Below are 14,669 nucleotides of genomic sequence, written 5' to 3'. Positions count from 1 at the left end.
CCGGGTACGGTCCCGTACGTATCCGGCGCACCCGCCAGGTACGGTCCGTACGTACCCGGCGCGTGTGTTCCCCGGTGTCCGCCTCCTCCGGCGGGTGCCGGGCGGGCACTCCGGGCGGGCGCACCCGCCGGATGCGTCCGTACTCCGCCCCGTCACTCCGAAAGGCCGGCCGCGTCATGTCCTCCGAGACCCTGACTCCCGAGCGCATCCTCGAAGCCACCGAGGACGTGCTGCGCCGCTACGGCCCGGCGAAGGCCACGGTCGTCGATGTCGCGCGTGCCCTGGGAGTCAGCCACGGCAGCGTCTACCGCCACTTCCGTACGAAGGCGGCGCTGCGCGAGGCGGTCACGGCGCGCTGGCTGGACCGCACCAGCGAGCAGCTGTCGGAGATCGTCACGGAAGAGGGCCCGGCGGCCGACCGCCTGGACCGCTGGATGACCGCCCTGTTCGAGGCCAAGCGGCACAAGGCCGGTGACGACCCCGAGCTCTTCGCGACGTACATGGCGCTGATACGCGAGAGCGGCGGCGTCATCGACCGGCACATCACCGACCTGGAATCCCAGCTCACCGCCATCATCGAGGCCGGCGTGGCCCAGGGCACCTTCACCGCGCCTTCCCCCGCCGTCACCGCCCGCGCCGTCTTCGACGCCACCGGCCGCTTCCACGACCCGGCCTACGCCCCCGAGTGGTCCCGCCCCGACATCGCCCCGGCCTTCGAAGCGGTACGCCACCTCGTCCTGCGCGGCCTGGGCGCCTGACGCCGGAGGCGGGAGGCGGGAGGCGGGAGGCAGGAGGACGGCGGCCACGGGCCGGGCCACCGGGCCGGGCCACGGCCGCGTGCCCCTCAGTCCCGCCCCACGCCCAGGAAGCGGAGCACCGCCAGCACCCGGCGGTGGTCGGCGTCGGTCACCGGCAGGTCGAGCTTGGCCAGGATGCTGTTGATGTGCTTGGCGACCGCGCTCTCGCTCACGACGAGCTGCGCGGCGATCCCCGCGTTGGAGCGGCCCTCGGCCATCAGCGCCAGCACCTCGCGCTCGCGTCCGGTCAGCCGCTCCATCGGGTCGCTCGCCCTGCGCACCAGCAACTGCGCGACGACCTGCGGGTCGAGGGCGGTGCCGCCGTCCGCGACCCGCCGCAGCGCCTCGATGAACTCCTCGACGTCCGCGACCCGTTGCTTGAGGAGATAGCCCACCCCGCTGGTGTGGCTCGCGAGCAGATCGGCCGCGTAGCGCTCCTCCACGTACTGGGACAGCATCAGCACCGCGGTACCCGGCCACTCCCGCCGGATCGACAGCGCGGCCCGCACCCCCTCGTCCGTGAAGCCGGGCGGCATCCGGACGTCCACCACCGCGAGGCCGGGCCGGTGGGCGGCGACGTCGGCCAGCAGCTGCTCCGCGTCGCCCGCTTCGGCCAGCACCGTGAACCCGGCCATCTCCAGCACCTTGACCAGGCCGATCCGCAGCAGGACCGAGTCCTCGGCGATCACGGCGGTGCGCCCGCCGGCGCCCTCGGGGACCACGGCGGCACGGCTCACATCGGGCACGGCAACTCCACTCTCATCACGGTCGGCCCTCCCACGGGGCTGCTCATCCGGAACGTCCCGTCCACCGAACGCACCCGCTGGGCAAGCCCCTTCAGGCCGCTCCCCCGCGACACGTCGGCGCCGCCCGCCCCGTCGTCGGCTATCGCCACCCGCAGTATTCCGCCGAGCCGGGTGACGGTCACATCGGCCCGGGTCGCGTCCCGCGCGTGCTTGGCCACGTTGGTCAGCGCCTCCGACACGACGAAGTACGCGACGGCCTCGACGGGCGCCGCGGCCCGCTCCGGCAGATCGACCCGCAGCCGCACCGGCAGCGGCGCACGGGCCGCGAGCCCCGACAGCGCGGCGTCCAGGCCGAGTTCGTCGAGTACGGCGGGGTGCAGCCCGCGCACCAGGCTGTTCAGCTCCTCGATCGCGTCCTTCGCCTCGCGGTGCGCCGCGTCGATGACGTCCTTGGCCTCGGGAGGCAGATCGGTGAGCGTCGCCTTCGCCAGACCGAGGTTGAGCGCCAGCGACACCAGGCGCTGCTGGGCGCCGTCGTGCAGATCCCGCTCGATGCGGCGGCGTTCGGCGTCGGCCGCGTCCACCGCACCCGCCCGGCTCTCGGTCAGGTCCTCGACCCGCCGCTCCAGTTCGTCGGACCGGCTGACCCCCAGCACCGCCCGCCCGACGAGATCCTCCAGCCGCACCAGACCGGCGGCCAGCGGCGGCACCGCGGCCAGCGCGAGCAGGCCGAGCGCGGTGACGTAGGCGGCCCGGGTCGTGTAGCCGGGGTGCCCGACGCGCCACTGCCAGGGCACGATCCAGATCCACACCAGCACCGTCGACGCCGCGATGCCCACCGCCAGCAGCGCGAGCAGCAGGAGTTCGAGCACGCCGAGCAGCGGGCCGATCAGGAACTGGTAGCCGAACTGCCGCCGCGCGCGCCGGAATCCGAGCCGCGGCAACTCCACCCCGCACAGGGCGCGGAACCGCCACCGCTGCGCCTCCGTCAGGCCGTACCCGGCGGCGACGAGCAGGGCCAGCGGGACGGAGAGGATCACCGGGGCGTCGGACGAGGTGCCGGCCAGCGTCTGGCCGATGAGCACCGCGGCCCAGACGAACAGGGGGACCGGCAGCAGGTGCACGAGCACCCCGGCGGCGAGGAAGAGCAGGTCGCGCCGCAGCCGCAGCAAGCGGCGCAACCAGGGCGGAAAGGTCATGTCCCCACGCTATGCGGGGTGCGCGCGGCACCGCATTGACGCCACCTTCCGGTTCGGGGGTGTACCTGGTGCCACCCCAGGTCGGACAGCCGGGCTACCGACACGGGCGGCCCGGATCACCAGAGTGGAAACCGAGCCCGAGAGCCGGGTTCCCTCTCCCCGAAAGTGGTCCCGACCATGGCCCTTGTCACCCTCAACTCCCCTGTCCCGACCGGCGGTTGGCGCCTCGCACGGGTCGGTGGCGGCAGCCGTTGGCAGGGCCGGGTGCTGACCGGCGCGGGGCTCGCCCTGCTGCCGTGGACGGTCTGCCTCGCCACCACGCTGCCGCCCCGGCAGGCCGCCGCCTGGATCGCCCTCGACCTCCTGGAGGCGGCGGCCCTGCTGACCGCGGGGGCCCGCCTGCGGCGCGGCACGCCGGGCCACCGCACGGCCGCGGCGGGCGCCGCCGTACTGCTGACCGCCGACGCCGTCGTGGACGTCGCCACCGCGGCCGGCCCCGACCTGGCCTGCGCCGTGGCGATGGCGCTCGCCGCCGAACTCCCGCTGGCGGCCCTGTGCGCACGGCTCGCGCTGCGCCCGGCCACGCCGCACGGCCGCTGATCCGGCCCCGCGACCCGCCCCCTTCGCCACACACGTCAGGCGCCGTCCCTCCGGGAATTCCCGGCGGGACGGCGCCTGATGCGACGCGTGGACGGCGCGACCTCGAAAGGCCCCGCGCCCCGGACTAGCAGCCGAGCAGCCGCGCGCCCAGGTATGCCTGGATCTGGTCCAGGGAGACGCGCTCCTGCTTCATGGTGTCGCGCTCGCGCACGGTCACCGCGTTGTCGTCGAGGGTGTCGAAGTCGACGGTGACGCAGAACGGGGTGCCGATCTCGTCCTGGCGACGGTAGCGGCGGCCGATGGCGCCCGCGTCGTCGAACTCGATGTTCCAGTTCTTGCGCAGGTCGGCGGCGAGGCCCTTGGCCTTCGGCGACAGCTGCGGGTTGCGGGACAGCGGCAGCACGGCGACCTTGACCGGCGCCAGGCGCGGGTCGAGACGCATGACCGTGCGCTTCTCCATCTTGCCCTTGGCGTTCGGCGCCTCGTCCTCGATGTACGCGTCGAGCATGAAGGCGAGCATGGCGCGGTTCACGCCGGCCGCCGGCTCGATGACGTACGGAGTCCAGCGCTCGCCGGCCTCCTGGTCGAAGTACGACAGGTCCTGGCCGGACGCCTTGGAGTGCGCGGACAGGTCGAAGTCGGTGCGGTTGGCCACACCCTCCAGCTCGGAGAACTCGGTGCCGCCGAAGTTGAAGCGGTACTCGATGTCAGCGGTGCGCTTGGAGTAGTGGGAGAGCTTCTCCTTGGGGTGGTCGTACCACCGGATGTTCTCCTCACGGATACCGAGGTCGCGGTACCAGTTCCAGCGCTGCTCCATCCAGTACTCGTGCCACTGCTCGTCCTCGCCCGGCTTGACGAAGAACTCCATCTCCATCTGCTCGAACTCGCGGGTGCGGAAGATGAAGTTGCCCGGAGTGATCTCGTTCCGGAACGACTTGCCCATCTGCGCGATGCCGAACGGCGGCTTCTTGCGGGAGGTCTGCTGGACCTGGGCGAAGTTGGTGAAGATGCCCTGCGCGGTCTCGGGGCGCAGGTAGGCGACCGACGCGGTGTCCTGCGAGGGGCCGAGGTGGGTGGAGAGCAGGCCGGAGAACTGCTTGGGCTCGGTGAAGGAGCCCTTGTTGCCGCAGTGCGGGCAGTTCAGGTCGGCCAGACCGTTCGCGGGCAGCCGCCCGTGCTTCGCCTCGTACGCCTCTTCCAGGTGGTCGGCGCGGAAGCGCTTGTGGCAGGCGGTGCACTCGGTGAGCGGGTCGGTGAAGGTGGCGACGTGGCCGGAGGCCACCCAGACCTCGGGGGCCAGGATCACGGACGAGTCGAGGCCGACGACGTCGTCGCGCGAGGTGACCATGGAGCGCCACCACTGACGCTTGAGGTTCTCCTTGAGCTCGACACCCAGCGGACCGTAGTCCCAGGCGGCCCGCGAACCGCCGTAGATCTCACTACAGGGGTAGACGAAGCCACGGCGCTTGCTCAGGCTGACGATGCTATCGATCTTGTCGGCGGCCACGGTGCTCTCTTCATACGACGACGAACGATGGATGGGGGGCGGCGCACAGCGCCACGATGCGGAGGCGGTGATGAGACGAACCAAGAATGATTCAGGGTACCGGCGGCCGTACCCCCCGGGCCAAATCGGATAACGGCCACTTCCCGCTTCGTCCCGGAACCCGCCCTTCCCTACCGGTCCGACAATCCGCTTTGTTGACAATCGTTTCCAACTTTGTTGAAAATGACTGTCATGAACATACGTCGCCTCATACCGACCGCTGCCGTCGCCGGAGCCTCCGCCCTCGGTCTCCTGGCCCTCTCCGCCTGCTCCGCGTCCGACGGCGCGGGCCGCGACAACGGCAAGCTGAAGGTGACGGCGTCGTTCTATCCGATGCAGTTCCTCGCGGAGCAGATCGGCGGCGACCACGTCGAGGTGTCCAACCTCACCAAGCCCGGCGTCGAGCCGCACGACCTGGAGCTTTCCCCGCGGCAGACCGGCGCGCTCGGCGAGTCCGGCGCCATCGTCTACCTCAAGGGCCTCCAGCCCGCCGTCGACGAGGCGATCAAGCAGTCCGGCGTCAAGAACGTCGCCGACGCCGCCGCGATGACCTCGATGGAGGAGCACGGCTCCGAGGTGGGCGGCCACCACCACACCACCGGCGACGACCACGCGCACTCCGAGGCCGAGGCCAAGGCCGGCGACGACCCGCACATCTGGCTCGACCCCGTGAAGTACGCCCAGGTCGCCAAGGGCGTGAACAAGACCCTCGCCAAGGCCGACCCTGACCACAAGGCCGACTACCAGAAGAACACCAACGCCCTGGTCAAGAAGCTGGACGGGCTGAACACCGCCTTCGAGAACGGCTTGAAGAACCGCGCGTCGGACACCTTCATCACCACCCACGCGGCCTTCGGCTACCTCGCCGAGCGCTACGGCCTGACCGAGGAGGCCATCAGCGGCATCGACCCCGAGTCCGAGCCCAGCGCCAACCGCATCAAGGCGCTGCACGGCCTCGCCGACAAGCACCACGTCTCCACGGTGTTCTTCGAGACCCTCGCCAACCCGGCCACCGCCAAGTCCCTGGCGGGCGACCTGCACCTGAAGACCGACGTCCTCGACCCGCTCGAAGGGATCACGGACAAGACCCGCGGCCGGGACTACTTCGAGGTGATGCAGTCCAACCTCGCCGCCCTCCAGAAGGCGCTCGGCAGCAAGTGACCCACCCCCAACCGCCCGCCCTGGACCGCACGTCGTGACGGAGACCACCATGAACACACCGGCGCGAGAGCCGGACCGGCAGCCGGTCATCGACCTGCGCGCGGCCACCGCGACGCTGGGCGCCCGCCAGGTCCTGCGCGGCGTCGACCTGACCGTACGCACCGGCGAGGTCGTCGCCCTGCTCGGCGCCAACGGCTCCGGCAAGTCCACCGCCGTACGGTCGGTGATCGGCCAGGTGCCGCTCACCGGCGGCACGCTGTCGCTCTTCGGCACGGAGTTCCGCCGCTTCAAGGACTGGGCGCGGATCGGCTACGTGCCGCAGCGCACCACGGCCGCGGGCGGCGTCCCCGCCACCGTCAGCGAGATCGTCACGGCCGGGCGGCTGGCCCGTACGAAGTTCGGCCTGCTGCGCAAGGCCGACCGCGCCGCCGTGCACCACGCCCTGGAGCTGGTCGGGATGGCCGACCGCGCCAAGGACTCGGTGAGCGCGCTCTCCGGCGGCCAGCACCAGCGGGTGCTGATCGCCCGCGCGCTGGCCGTCGAGCCGGAACTGCTGATCATGGACGAGCCGATGGCCGGTGTGGACCTGGCCAGCCAGGAAGTGCTGGCGGGCGCGCTGCGCGAGCAGGTCGCCCGCGGCACCACCGTCCTGCTCGTACTGCACGAACTGGGCCCGCTGGAGCCGCTGATCGACCGTGCCGTGGTCCTTCGGGACGGCTGCGTGGTGCACGACGGCCCGCCGCCGGAGGCCGTCGGCCAGCACGCCCTGCCCGGCCACGACCACGTCCACCCGCACGCCGACCCGGCACCGATCCGTACGGGACTGCTGAGCTGACATGGAAATCCTCGACTACACCTTCATGCAGCGGGCCCTGCTCGCCGCCCTGATCGTCGGCATCACCGCGCCCGCCATCGGCATCTACCTCGTCCAGCGGCGGCAGTCCCTGATGGGCGACGGCATCGGCCACGTCGCGCTGACCGGCGTCGGCCTCGGCTTCCTGATCAACAGCGGCTCCATCTGGGCCAGCCCGGTCTGGGTCGCCACCTTCGTCGCCATCGGCGGCTCCGTCGCCATGGAGCTGATCCGCTGGTACGGCAGGACCCGCGGCGATCTGGCGCTCGCCATGCTGTTCTACGGCGGTATGGCCGGCGGCGTGATGCTGATGAACCTGTCCGACGCGGGCTCCAACGCCAACCTCAGCACCTACCTCTTCGGCTCCATCACCACCGTCTCCTCGCAGGACATGGTGACGATCTGCGTGCTGGCAGCCGTGGTCCTCGCGATCACCATCGGGCTGCGCCGCCAGCTGTTCGCGGTCTGCCAGGACGAGGAGTTCGCCCGGGTCACCGGACTGCCGGTGCGGCTGCTGAACCTCCTGGTGGCGGTCACCGCCGCGGTCACCGTCACCGTCGCCATGCGGGTCGTCGGCCTGCTGCTGGTCTCCGCGCTGATGGTGATCCCGGTCGCCGCCGCCCAGCAGATCACCCGCAGCTTCGCGGTGACCTTCGTGCTGGCCGTGGCGATCGGCGTCGGCGTGACCCTGACCGGCACCGCCACCTCGTACTACGTCGACGTCCCGTCCGGCGCGACCATCGTGCTCTTCGCCATCGTGCTGTTCGTGCTCTTCACCGCGCTCGCCGCACCCCTAGCGAAAAAGCGCGCGCGGGCTGCCGCCGGCGGCGCGAAGGGGTGCACCCTGGAAGTACCCGGCGGCCGGACCGCGGCGGACGACGTGAGCGTCTGACCTCGGGGGCGGTGCCGGGTGACAGTGCGGGCGGGAGTGCGGGTGACCCGCCCGGGACTGCCGGTAAGTGTTCCACCGGCGTTCCGGTCATCACCTGGCACAATGGCCCCACCCGTCCAAGGGGGACGGCCACGACCTAGGGAGGCAACGGTGGCGACGAGCGCGGGATCTCCGGTACGCGGCCGGTCGACGCGGCAGCGGACCGCGGTGTCCGCCGCACTCGACGAGGTGGACGAGTTCCGCAGTGCGCAGGAGCTGCACGACATGCTCAAGCACCGCGGCGACTCGGTCGGGCTGACCACCGTCTACCGCACGCTGCAGTCCCTCGCCGACGCAGGCGAGGTCGACGTACTGCGCACCAGCGAGGGCGAGGCCGTCTACCGCCGGTGCAGCACCGACGACCATCACCACCACCTGGTGTGCCGGGCCTGCGGCAAGGCCGTCGAGGTCGAGGGCCCTGCGGTGGAGAAGTGGGCCGACCAGATCGCCGCGGAGCACGGCTTCCGCGACGTGGCGCACACCATCGAGATCTTCGGTACCTGCGGCGACTGCGCGGGCGAGCAGCCGGACGCGGCGCAGGCGTAGCCGCAGAAGCGAACGAACGGGCCGCCTCCCCCTGATCCGGGGAGGCGGCCCGTTCTGCGTTCTCGGCGTTCTCGGCGTTCCGCCGCGGCTGCGACAGGCCCTACGTCGCCGACTCGCCCTCCGCGACCGGCGCCGCGCCGAACCTGCGGTCCCGCTTCGCGTACTCCAGGCAGGCTTCCCAGAGGTTCCGGCGGTCGAAATCCGGCCAGAGAATGTCCTGGAACACCATCTCGGCGTAGGCGCTCTGCCAGATCAGGTAGTTCGACGTGCGCTGCTCGCCGGACGGCCGCACGAAGAGGTCCACGTCCGGCATGTCCGGGTAGTACATGTACTTCGCGAGGGTCTTCTCGTTGACCTTCGCCGGGTCGAGCTTCCCCGCCTTCACGTCCGCCGCGATCCCGGCGGCGGCGTCCGCGATCTCCGCCCGACCGCCGTAATTCACGCAGAAATACAGCGTCATCGCGTCATTGTTCTTGGTCTGCTCCTGCGCGACCTGGAGTTCCTGGACGACGGACTTCCACAGCTTCGGCATCCGCCCGACCCACCGGATGCGGATACCCAGCGCGTCCATCTCGTCACGCCGCCGCCTGATGACGTCCCGGTTGAAATTCATCAGGAAACGCACCTCGTCGGGTGACCGCTTCCAGTTCTCCGTCGAGAAGGCGTACAGCGAAAGGTTCTTCACACCCATTTCGATGCAGCCCTTGAGCACGTCCATGACGACGCCCTCGCCGACCTTGTGCCCTTCGGTGCGCGGCAGCCCGCGTTCCTTGGCCCAGCGGCCGTTCCCGTCCATGACGACGGCGACGTGTTCCGGCACCAGCTCACCGGGAATCTTCGGCGGACGCGCGCCGGAAGGATGCGGTTCGGGCGTCTCGTATTCACGCCGGTTACGGCCCAGAATCCCGCGTCGTGCCATGCGCCCCACGTCTCCCATTTCTCCATCGCCCTGGGCCGGTTCAGGCCGGACCGGGCCGGATTACGTCTCGTCCTGCGTCTCGTCGATTCCTGCACACCGGGCCCCCGTCACGCGCTATTTCTCCACGTACCTGAGGGAACGCAGACCCCGCTCCAGGTGCCAGTGCAGATACGCGGCGACGAGCCCGCTGCCCTCGCGGACATGCCGCGGCTCGCTCGCGTCCGCCGTCTCCCAGTCGCCGGTCAGCAGCGCGCTGAGGAGCCCGATGGCCTCAGAGGAGGGTACGACGCTTCCCGGCACCCGGCAGTCGCCGCACACCACACCTCCCGAACCGACCGAGAAGAACCGGTTCGGGCCCGGCAGTCCGCATTTCGCACAGCTGTCGAAGCTCGGCGCGTAGCCGTTGACGGCCAGCGAGCGCAGCAGGAACGCGTCCAGGACCAGATGCGGCTCGTGCTCCCCGCGCGCCAGCGTCCGCAGCCCGCCGACCAGCAGCAGGTACTGCTGCACCGCCGGCTCGCCCTCGTGATCGGTGAACCGCTCGGCCGTCTCCAGCATCGCCGTGCCCGCCGTGTAGCGGCCGTAGTCGGTGACGATCCCGCCGCCGTACGCCGCGATCGTCTCGCTCTGCGTGCACAGCGGCAGCCCGCGCCCGATCAGCTCGCTGCCGCGCGCGAAGAACTGCACGTCGACGTGGGAGAACGGTTCGAGGCGCGCCCCGAACTTCGACTTCGTCCGCCGCACGCCACGCGCCACCGCCCGTACCCGGCCGTGACCACGGGTGAGCAGCGTGATGATCCGGTCCGCCTCACCCAGCTTCTGGGTGCGCAGCACGATGCCGTCGTCGCGGAACAGACTCATGGGGGCCATTCTCGCGCATCGGCCGGACGCGGCGGGCCCGGCCCTTGGGGACCTCAGGCTCGGGACGCGAACTTCTCGATGGCCGCCGTGGTGACGGGGGTGAAGAAGTTGACGAGGTTGCCGTCGGGGTCGCGGAACAGCAGCGACCTGTTGCCCCAGGGCATCGTGGTGGGTTCGGCGACGAAGTCGGGGACGAAGCCGGTCAGCTCCTGGTGCACGCGGTCCACGTCGTCGACGCGGAACTCGGTGATCACGCTGCGGTTGTCCGCCGGGCGGGCCGAGCCCGGGGCGAACAGCGGGACGGTGCGGGTGCCGGCGATCGCGAGGGTCGCGTGGGGAGTCCTGAGTTCGGCGAAGTCCTCGGTGGCCCACGCCGCCTGCACCCCCGTGACGCGCTCGTAGAACGCGACGAGGCGCGCGACGTCGCCGGTGATGATGCGGATCGAGACGAAGTCCATGCCCATGGTGATCTCCTTGGCTGCTGAGGCTGCTGGGGCTGTTGCGCCTCGCAGGCTAGGAGAAATAGCGGACAGAATCGGTCCAGTATTCGCGTTAGGTTGGGAACATGCCTCGCCCCACCGGCCGCGTGCTGACACTCCTGGAACTGCTTCAGTCGGGCGGCACGCGCACGATGGCCGAACTGGCCGACCGGCTCGGCGTCGACGGTCGCACCGTGCGGCGGTACGTGGACCAACTGGCCGACCTCGACGTGCCCGTGGAGTCGGTGCGCGGGCGCTACGGCGGGTACCGGCTCGCTCCCGGATACCGTCTGCCTCCGCTCATGTTCAGCGACGACGAGGCGCTGGCCGTACTGCTCGGCCTGGTCGCCGGCCGCCGGACAGGGTTGGTGACGGCGGGGCACACGGCGAGCGAAACGGCGTCGGCCAAGATCCGGCGGGTGCTCCCCCGGCACGTCGCCCGCCGGCTCGACACGCTCCTGGAATCGCTCGCCTTCACGGAGCGGCCCGGCGCGTTCGCCACCCCGGACGCCGGGGTCCTGCTCACCCTCGCCGACGCGGTGCGCCACCACCGCCCCGTCGCGATCAGATACACCGACCGCGACGCCCGGCGCAGCGAACGCACCCTGCACGCGTACGGGATCGTCGCCCATGCGGGCCGGTGGTACGTCACGGGCAAGGACCCCGGGATCGGCGAGGACCGCACCTTCCGGCTCGACCGCATCGCAGACGCGCGGACCCTGCCCGGCTCGTTCGATGCGCCCGCCGATCCCGATCCGGCACAGCGCGTGCTGTCAGGGTTCGCCGCGGCCGAGTACCGGCACGAGGTGATCTTGCGGATCCACGGGACGGCCGAGCAGATCCGCGCCCACCTTCCCGCCGCCGTCGCGAGCCTGGAAGAGCCGACGGAGCACGAGCCCGTGCCGGGCGGAGCCCCGGCGACCGCACACCGGCTGCACGTCCGCCTACGGGTGGAGCGGCTCGACTGGCTGCCCCCGGTACTGGCCGCCCTCGACCGGCCGTTCGTCATCGAGCGCCCCGATGAACTCCGCGACCTCGTCATCGCGTTCGCGGACCGCCTCGCGTCCCACGCCCGCCGGACCTGACCGAGGGGGAACCGGCGTCAGGCCACCTCGTCCCAGTCGTCGCAGCTCTTGATGTCGTCGTCGCAGCCACGCACCTTGTCCGGCGCGACAGTGTTCAGCTCCCAAAGGATCAGGCCGGTGCCGTCCTTGATCGGATCGATGGCGGCCGTGAACGGCTCGCCCGGCGGGATGTTGAACTGATCTGCTTGGTTATCCCCGCAGGCGATTCCGTAGGGCTGCTCGTGACCGCCACGGGACAAGGTGAGAGTGAGTTCGCCGATGCCCTGGGTGTTGCAGGTGATATCGAGGCGGTAGTGCCTCTTCCCCGTCGCGGTGAATTTCTTCGCCATCCCCGTCGTGACAGAGGGCCCTTCGGTCTCCACGAGTACGGGATGCGAACCGTCATCGTCGTCATAGCGCAGCGCTCGCTCGGCCCGCTGCAACGCTCTCTTGGGGTTCCACTCGGGGGCACTTCCGCCCGATGCCGTCTCGTCCTGATCGGAAGACGTCGACGACTCCGTTGAGACGGCGTCCGTTTCCCCGCTCTCGCGGGCCTCGCCCTGGGAACAACCGGCGACGAGAACGGCGGCGGCACAGAGCGGCACGACACGTCGTATACGCATAGTGATCCTTGTGGTCCTTTTGAAGTGCGGCAATACGACGCAGGAGGTCAGGGCCATATACGGTGCCACAACTGCCGTGAACGACCTCCCCGCCGTGCATCACCGCGCGGCAGCGCCACCTGCCTCAGGCCACCTCCCCCCTACTGCGGGCGTTCAGGTAAGCGGTGGCCGCGCTGAGGCGTTCGGCGACGGTCGCCTGGCGGGCGTCGTCGGCCGGGCAGTCCCACTCCCTGCCGCCGCCGATCGGCCGCAGGCAGAGGCGGGGCCCGTCGTACGCCATGACCTTGCCGACCCGCCCCGTACGGGTGTCCACCGCGAAGGTCCACAGCGGTGGCCGGCCCGCCGTCACCGCCTCTCCCGCAACACCGCCGCCAGCCGTCGCGCCACCTCGGTGTTGCAACGGCCCAATTCGACGAGCGGGGGCAGTGAGAAATGCGTGCAGGAGACGATGTCGGGGCCGAGTGACGGCAGCACGATACCGACACCGGCGAGCGCTTCCTCCAATTCCTTCGTGGCTTCTTCAACTTCCTTGGTGCGGTTCATCCGCCGCCCTCCACACTTTCGCTGGGATATTCCCCGTTCGCATTCCCAGCGTGCCGGTACGGAACTAGGCTGCGCAACGAGCGGCGGGCAGCAACTGCCGCGCAGACAAGGGGAGTAGGTCATGGCCAAAGGTCCACAGAGTGGTCAACGACAGGCCGCCTGGGAGTTCTTCGGAGCGGAACTGAAGCGGCGAAGGGAGAATGCGAGTCTCACGCAGGATGCCCTGGGGGCCCTGGTTTTCGTCTCCGGCGGCTATATCGGGCAGTTCGAGCAGGCGATTCGCAAGCCGCAGTTGGATGTGGCGATTCGGATCGATGAAGTTCTACAAACCGAGGGCTTTTTCGAGCGGACCTGGCGACAACTGATCGATGACAAGCGGTATGCGGATTACTTCACGGCAGCGGCGGATCTGGAGCGGCTGGCGACGAAGATCTGCGAGTTCGAGTCGATGGTCGTGCCGGGACTGCTGCAGACCTCGGCATACACACGAGCAATCATGCGTGCAGGCAGCCCGTTCACGGCAGACGAGTTGATCGAGGAGAACGTCCGCTCCCGAGCGGATCGGGCGGTCATCCTCGGGTGCGCTACACGCCCCACGTATTGGGCAGTGCTGCACGAGGCTGTGCTGCGGCTCCCCGTGGGCGGCCCAACCGTCATGGCCGCCCAGTTGGGGCACATCACCCAAACCGCACGCGAGCACAAGGTCCTCGTACAGGTCCTCCCGTTCGCCGCGGGCCCCTACCCATCGGTGGGCAAGATGCTGAGGCTCATGGAGTTCGACGATGCTCCGCCAACGGCCTATACGGAAGGCGTGTATTCGGGGAATCTGCTGGACGATCCGGCCATAGTGAAGCGCGCACAACAGGACTACGATCTGATTAGGGCCGCCGCGCTGTCGCCGGAGGCGTCCCTGGCCCTGATCGAATCGGCGGCGGAGGACTACAAACGATGCGCGAGTACGACCTGAGCACCGCCCAGTGGCGTAAGAGCAGCTACAGCGACCACAACAACGGCAACTGCGTCGAGGTCGCGGACCATCTTCTCGACATCGTCCCCGTCCGCGACAGCAAGAACCCCACCGGCCCCGCGCTCGTCTTCCCCGCCGCCGACTGGTCGGCGTTCGTGACGGCCGTGAAGGTGGACGGGTTCGACGCTCACTGAGCCGTATCCGGCCCCGTCCGCCTCCGGGTGACGGGGCCTCATCGTGTCCGGGACCTGGATGGTGAAGCCGCCGGGTTCGCCCTACGATCCGCCCAGGGCCGCCCCGTACCGCGAAGGCGTCCCTGGCCCTGACCGAATCGACGGCGGAGGACCGAATAATGCGCTACGACCTGAGCAACGCTCACTGGTACAAGAGCAGCTACAGCGATCAGAACGGCGGCAACTGCGTCGAGGTCGCCCACGACTTTCTTGACGCCGCCTCCTGGCGCAAAAGCACCTACAGCAGTGCCGCCTCGGACAACTGCATCGAGGTCTCCGACAACCACCCCGGCATCGTCCCCGTCCGCGACAGCAAGAACCCCACCGGCCCCGCGCTCGTCTTCCCCGCCACCGACTGGTCGGCGTTCGTGACGGCCGTCAAGGTGGACGGGTTCATGGGCGGCTGAGGTGCGTCGCTGCTCCACCCAGGCCCCGTCCACCCCCGGGTGACGGGGCCTCACCATGTCCGGTCCGCATCCGGTCCGTGTCCGGATCGCGCCCCCTTCGCGCAACAGGGACGGAACGTGACCTTCCGCACTTCTCCGACGACCGTAGGTACGGGCCCTCACGAAGCGCCGACACGCCGGTAGCATCCCGTCAC

General features: G+C 70.1%; 19 protein-coding genes. 10 read left to right on the top strand and 9 right to left on the bottom strand.

The features are described from left to right. Window positions 1-176 precede the first annotated feature (176 nt). Window positions 177-758, top strand: a complete 582-nt coding sequence (locus tag ACIBK8_RS05580; RefSeq protein WP_399040245.1) for a TetR family transcriptional regulator — start codon at window positions 177-179, stop codon at window positions 756-758. 86 nt (window positions 759-844) lie between these two features. Here ACIBK8_RS05580 and ACIBK8_RS05575 read toward each other — a convergent pair whose 3' ends face one another. Next, the gene (locus tag ACIBK8_RS05575; RefSeq protein WP_399040298.1) at window positions 845-1,486 is read right to left on the bottom strand and encodes a response regulator; all 642 of its coding nucleotides are present in this window, start codon (window positions 1,484-1,486) and stop codon (window positions 845-847) included. 44 nt (window positions 1,487-1,530) lie between these two features. Continuing rightward, the gene (locus ACIBK8_RS05570) at window positions 1,531-2,742 is read right to left on the bottom strand and encodes a sensor histidine kinase (RefSeq protein WP_399040244.1); all 1,212 of its coding nucleotides are present in this window, start codon (window positions 2,740-2,742) and stop codon (window positions 1,531-1,533) included. A gap of 177 nt (window positions 2,743-2,919) precedes the next feature. Here ACIBK8_RS05570 and ACIBK8_RS05565 point away from each other — a divergent pair, with 177 nt between their 5' ends. After that, window positions 2,920-3,342, top strand: a complete 423-nt coding sequence (locus ACIBK8_RS05565; RefSeq protein WP_399040242.1) for a hypothetical protein — start codon at window positions 2,920-2,922, stop codon at window positions 3,340-3,342. A gap of 124 nt (window positions 3,343-3,466) precedes the next feature. Here the strand turns inward: ACIBK8_RS05565 and ACIBK8_RS05560 are convergent, their stop codons facing one another. Further along, the gene (locus ACIBK8_RS05560; protein ID WP_399040241.1) at window positions 3,467-4,849 is read right to left on the bottom strand and encodes a glycine--tRNA ligase; all 1,383 of its coding nucleotides are present in this window, start codon (window positions 4,847-4,849) and stop codon (window positions 3,467-3,469) included. 231 nt (window positions 4,850-5,080) lie between these two features. Here ACIBK8_RS05560 and ACIBK8_RS05555 point away from each other — a divergent pair, with 231 nt between their 5' ends. The 4 genes from ACIBK8_RS05555 (at window position 5,081) to ACIBK8_RS05540 (ending at window position 8,379) form a co-directional block, all read left to right on the top strand. After that, entirely contained in the window at window positions 5,081-6,049 is a 969-nt protein-coding gene (locus ACIBK8_RS05555) for a metal ABC transporter substrate-binding protein (protein WP_399040240.1), read from the top strand. Window positions 6,050-6,098: 49 nt separating this feature from the next. Next, window positions 6,099-6,884: a metal ABC transporter ATP-binding protein gene (locus ACIBK8_RS05550; protein ID WP_399040239.1), complete on the top strand. Its 786-nt coding sequence runs from the start codon at window positions 6,099-6,101 to the stop codon at window positions 6,882-6,884. 1 nt (window position 6,885) lies between these two features. Continuing rightward, window positions 6,886-7,794, top strand: coding sequence for a metal ABC transporter permease (locus tag ACIBK8_RS05545; RefSeq protein ID WP_399040238.1), 909 nt, complete (start codon window positions 6,886-6,888; stop codon window positions 7,792-7,794). 150 nt (window positions 7,795-7,944) lie between these two features. Next, window positions 7,945-8,379: a Fur family transcriptional regulator gene (locus ACIBK8_RS05540; protein WP_393680149.1), complete on the top strand. Its 435-nt coding sequence runs from the start codon at window positions 7,945-7,947 to the stop codon at window positions 8,377-8,379. A 100-nt stretch (window positions 8,380-8,479) separates the two neighbouring features. Here ACIBK8_RS05540 and ACIBK8_RS05535 read toward each other — a convergent pair whose 3' ends face one another. From ACIBK8_RS05535 to ACIBK8_RS05525, 3 genes are all read right to left on the bottom strand, one after another. Then, the gene (locus tag ACIBK8_RS05535) at window positions 8,480-9,298 is read right to left on the bottom strand and encodes an isoprenyl transferase (protein ID WP_393680151.1); all 819 of its coding nucleotides are present in this window, start codon (window positions 9,296-9,298) and stop codon (window positions 8,480-8,482) included. Between the two features lie 114 nt (window positions 9,299-9,412). Further along, complete coding sequence (gene recO / locus ACIBK8_RS05530; RefSeq protein WP_393680153.1) at window positions 9,413-10,159, bottom strand: DNA repair protein RecO; 747 nt, start codon at window positions 10,157-10,159, stop codon at window positions 9,413-9,415. 53 nt (window positions 10,160-10,212) lie between these two features. Continuing rightward, window positions 10,213-10,617 carry a VOC family protein gene (locus ACIBK8_RS05525; protein WP_399040297.1) on the bottom strand — a complete coding sequence of 135 codons (405 nt, stop codon included), beginning with the start codon at window positions 10,615-10,617 and terminating at the stop codon, window positions 10,213-10,215. A gap of 107 nt (window positions 10,618-10,724) precedes the next feature. Between ACIBK8_RS05525 and ACIBK8_RS05520 the strand changes: the two genes are divergently transcribed. Next, entirely contained in the window at window positions 10,725-11,723 is a 999-nt protein-coding gene (locus ACIBK8_RS05520) for a helix-turn-helix transcriptional regulator (RefSeq protein WP_399040236.1), read from the top strand. 17 nt (window positions 11,724-11,740) lie between these two features. Here ACIBK8_RS05520 and ACIBK8_RS05515 read toward each other — a convergent pair whose 3' ends face one another. The 3 genes from ACIBK8_RS05515 to ACIBK8_RS05505 form a co-directional block, all read right to left on the bottom strand. Then, the gene (locus ACIBK8_RS05515) at window positions 11,741-12,325 is read right to left on the bottom strand and encodes a hypothetical protein (protein WP_399040235.1); all 585 of its coding nucleotides are present in this window, start codon (window positions 12,323-12,325) and stop codon (window positions 11,741-11,743) included. 124 nt (window positions 12,326-12,449) lie between these two features. Continuing rightward, window positions 12,450-12,674, bottom strand: a complete 225-nt coding sequence (locus tag ACIBK8_RS05510; RefSeq protein WP_399040233.1) for a hypothetical protein — start codon at window positions 12,672-12,674, stop codon at window positions 12,450-12,452. Beyond that, entirely contained in the window at window positions 12,671-12,868 is a 198-nt protein-coding gene (locus tag ACIBK8_RS05505; protein WP_399040232.1) for a hypothetical protein, read from the bottom strand. The genes ACIBK8_RS05510 and ACIBK8_RS05505 overlap by 4 nt, the downstream gene beginning before the upstream one ends. Before the next feature lie 121 nt (window positions 12,869-12,989). Here ACIBK8_RS05505 and ACIBK8_RS05500 point away from each other — a divergent pair, with 121 nt between their 5' ends. The 3 genes from ACIBK8_RS05500 (at window position 12,990) to ACIBK8_RS05490 (ending at window position 14,475) form a co-directional block, all read left to right on the top strand. Next, window positions 12,990-13,835 carry a helix-turn-helix domain-containing protein gene (locus ACIBK8_RS05500; protein ID WP_399040231.1) on the top strand — a complete coding sequence of 282 codons (846 nt, stop codon included), beginning with the start codon at window positions 12,990-12,992 and terminating at the stop codon, window positions 13,833-13,835. Continuing rightward, window positions 13,817-14,029, top strand: a complete 213-nt coding sequence (locus ACIBK8_RS05495) for a DUF397 domain-containing protein (RefSeq protein WP_399040230.1) — start codon at window positions 13,817-13,819, stop codon at window positions 14,027-14,029. Before ACIBK8_RS05500 ends, ACIBK8_RS05495 begins: the two co-directional genes overlap by 19 nt. A gap of 158 nt (window positions 14,030-14,187) precedes the next feature. Next, window positions 14,188-14,475, top strand: a complete 288-nt coding sequence (locus tag ACIBK8_RS05490; protein WP_399040228.1) for a DUF397 domain-containing protein — start codon at window positions 14,188-14,190, stop codon at window positions 14,473-14,475. Window positions 14,476-14,669: the final 194 nt, after the last annotated feature.

It is taken from the genome of Streptomyces sp. NPDC050161 (assembly GCF_044460025.1).
Classification (GTDB): Bacteria; Actinomycetota; Actinomycetes; order Streptomycetales; family Streptomycetaceae; genus Streptomyces.
Note: the sequence above shows the minus strand (reverse complement) of the source record. Positions and strands in the feature narration are given on the sequence as shown.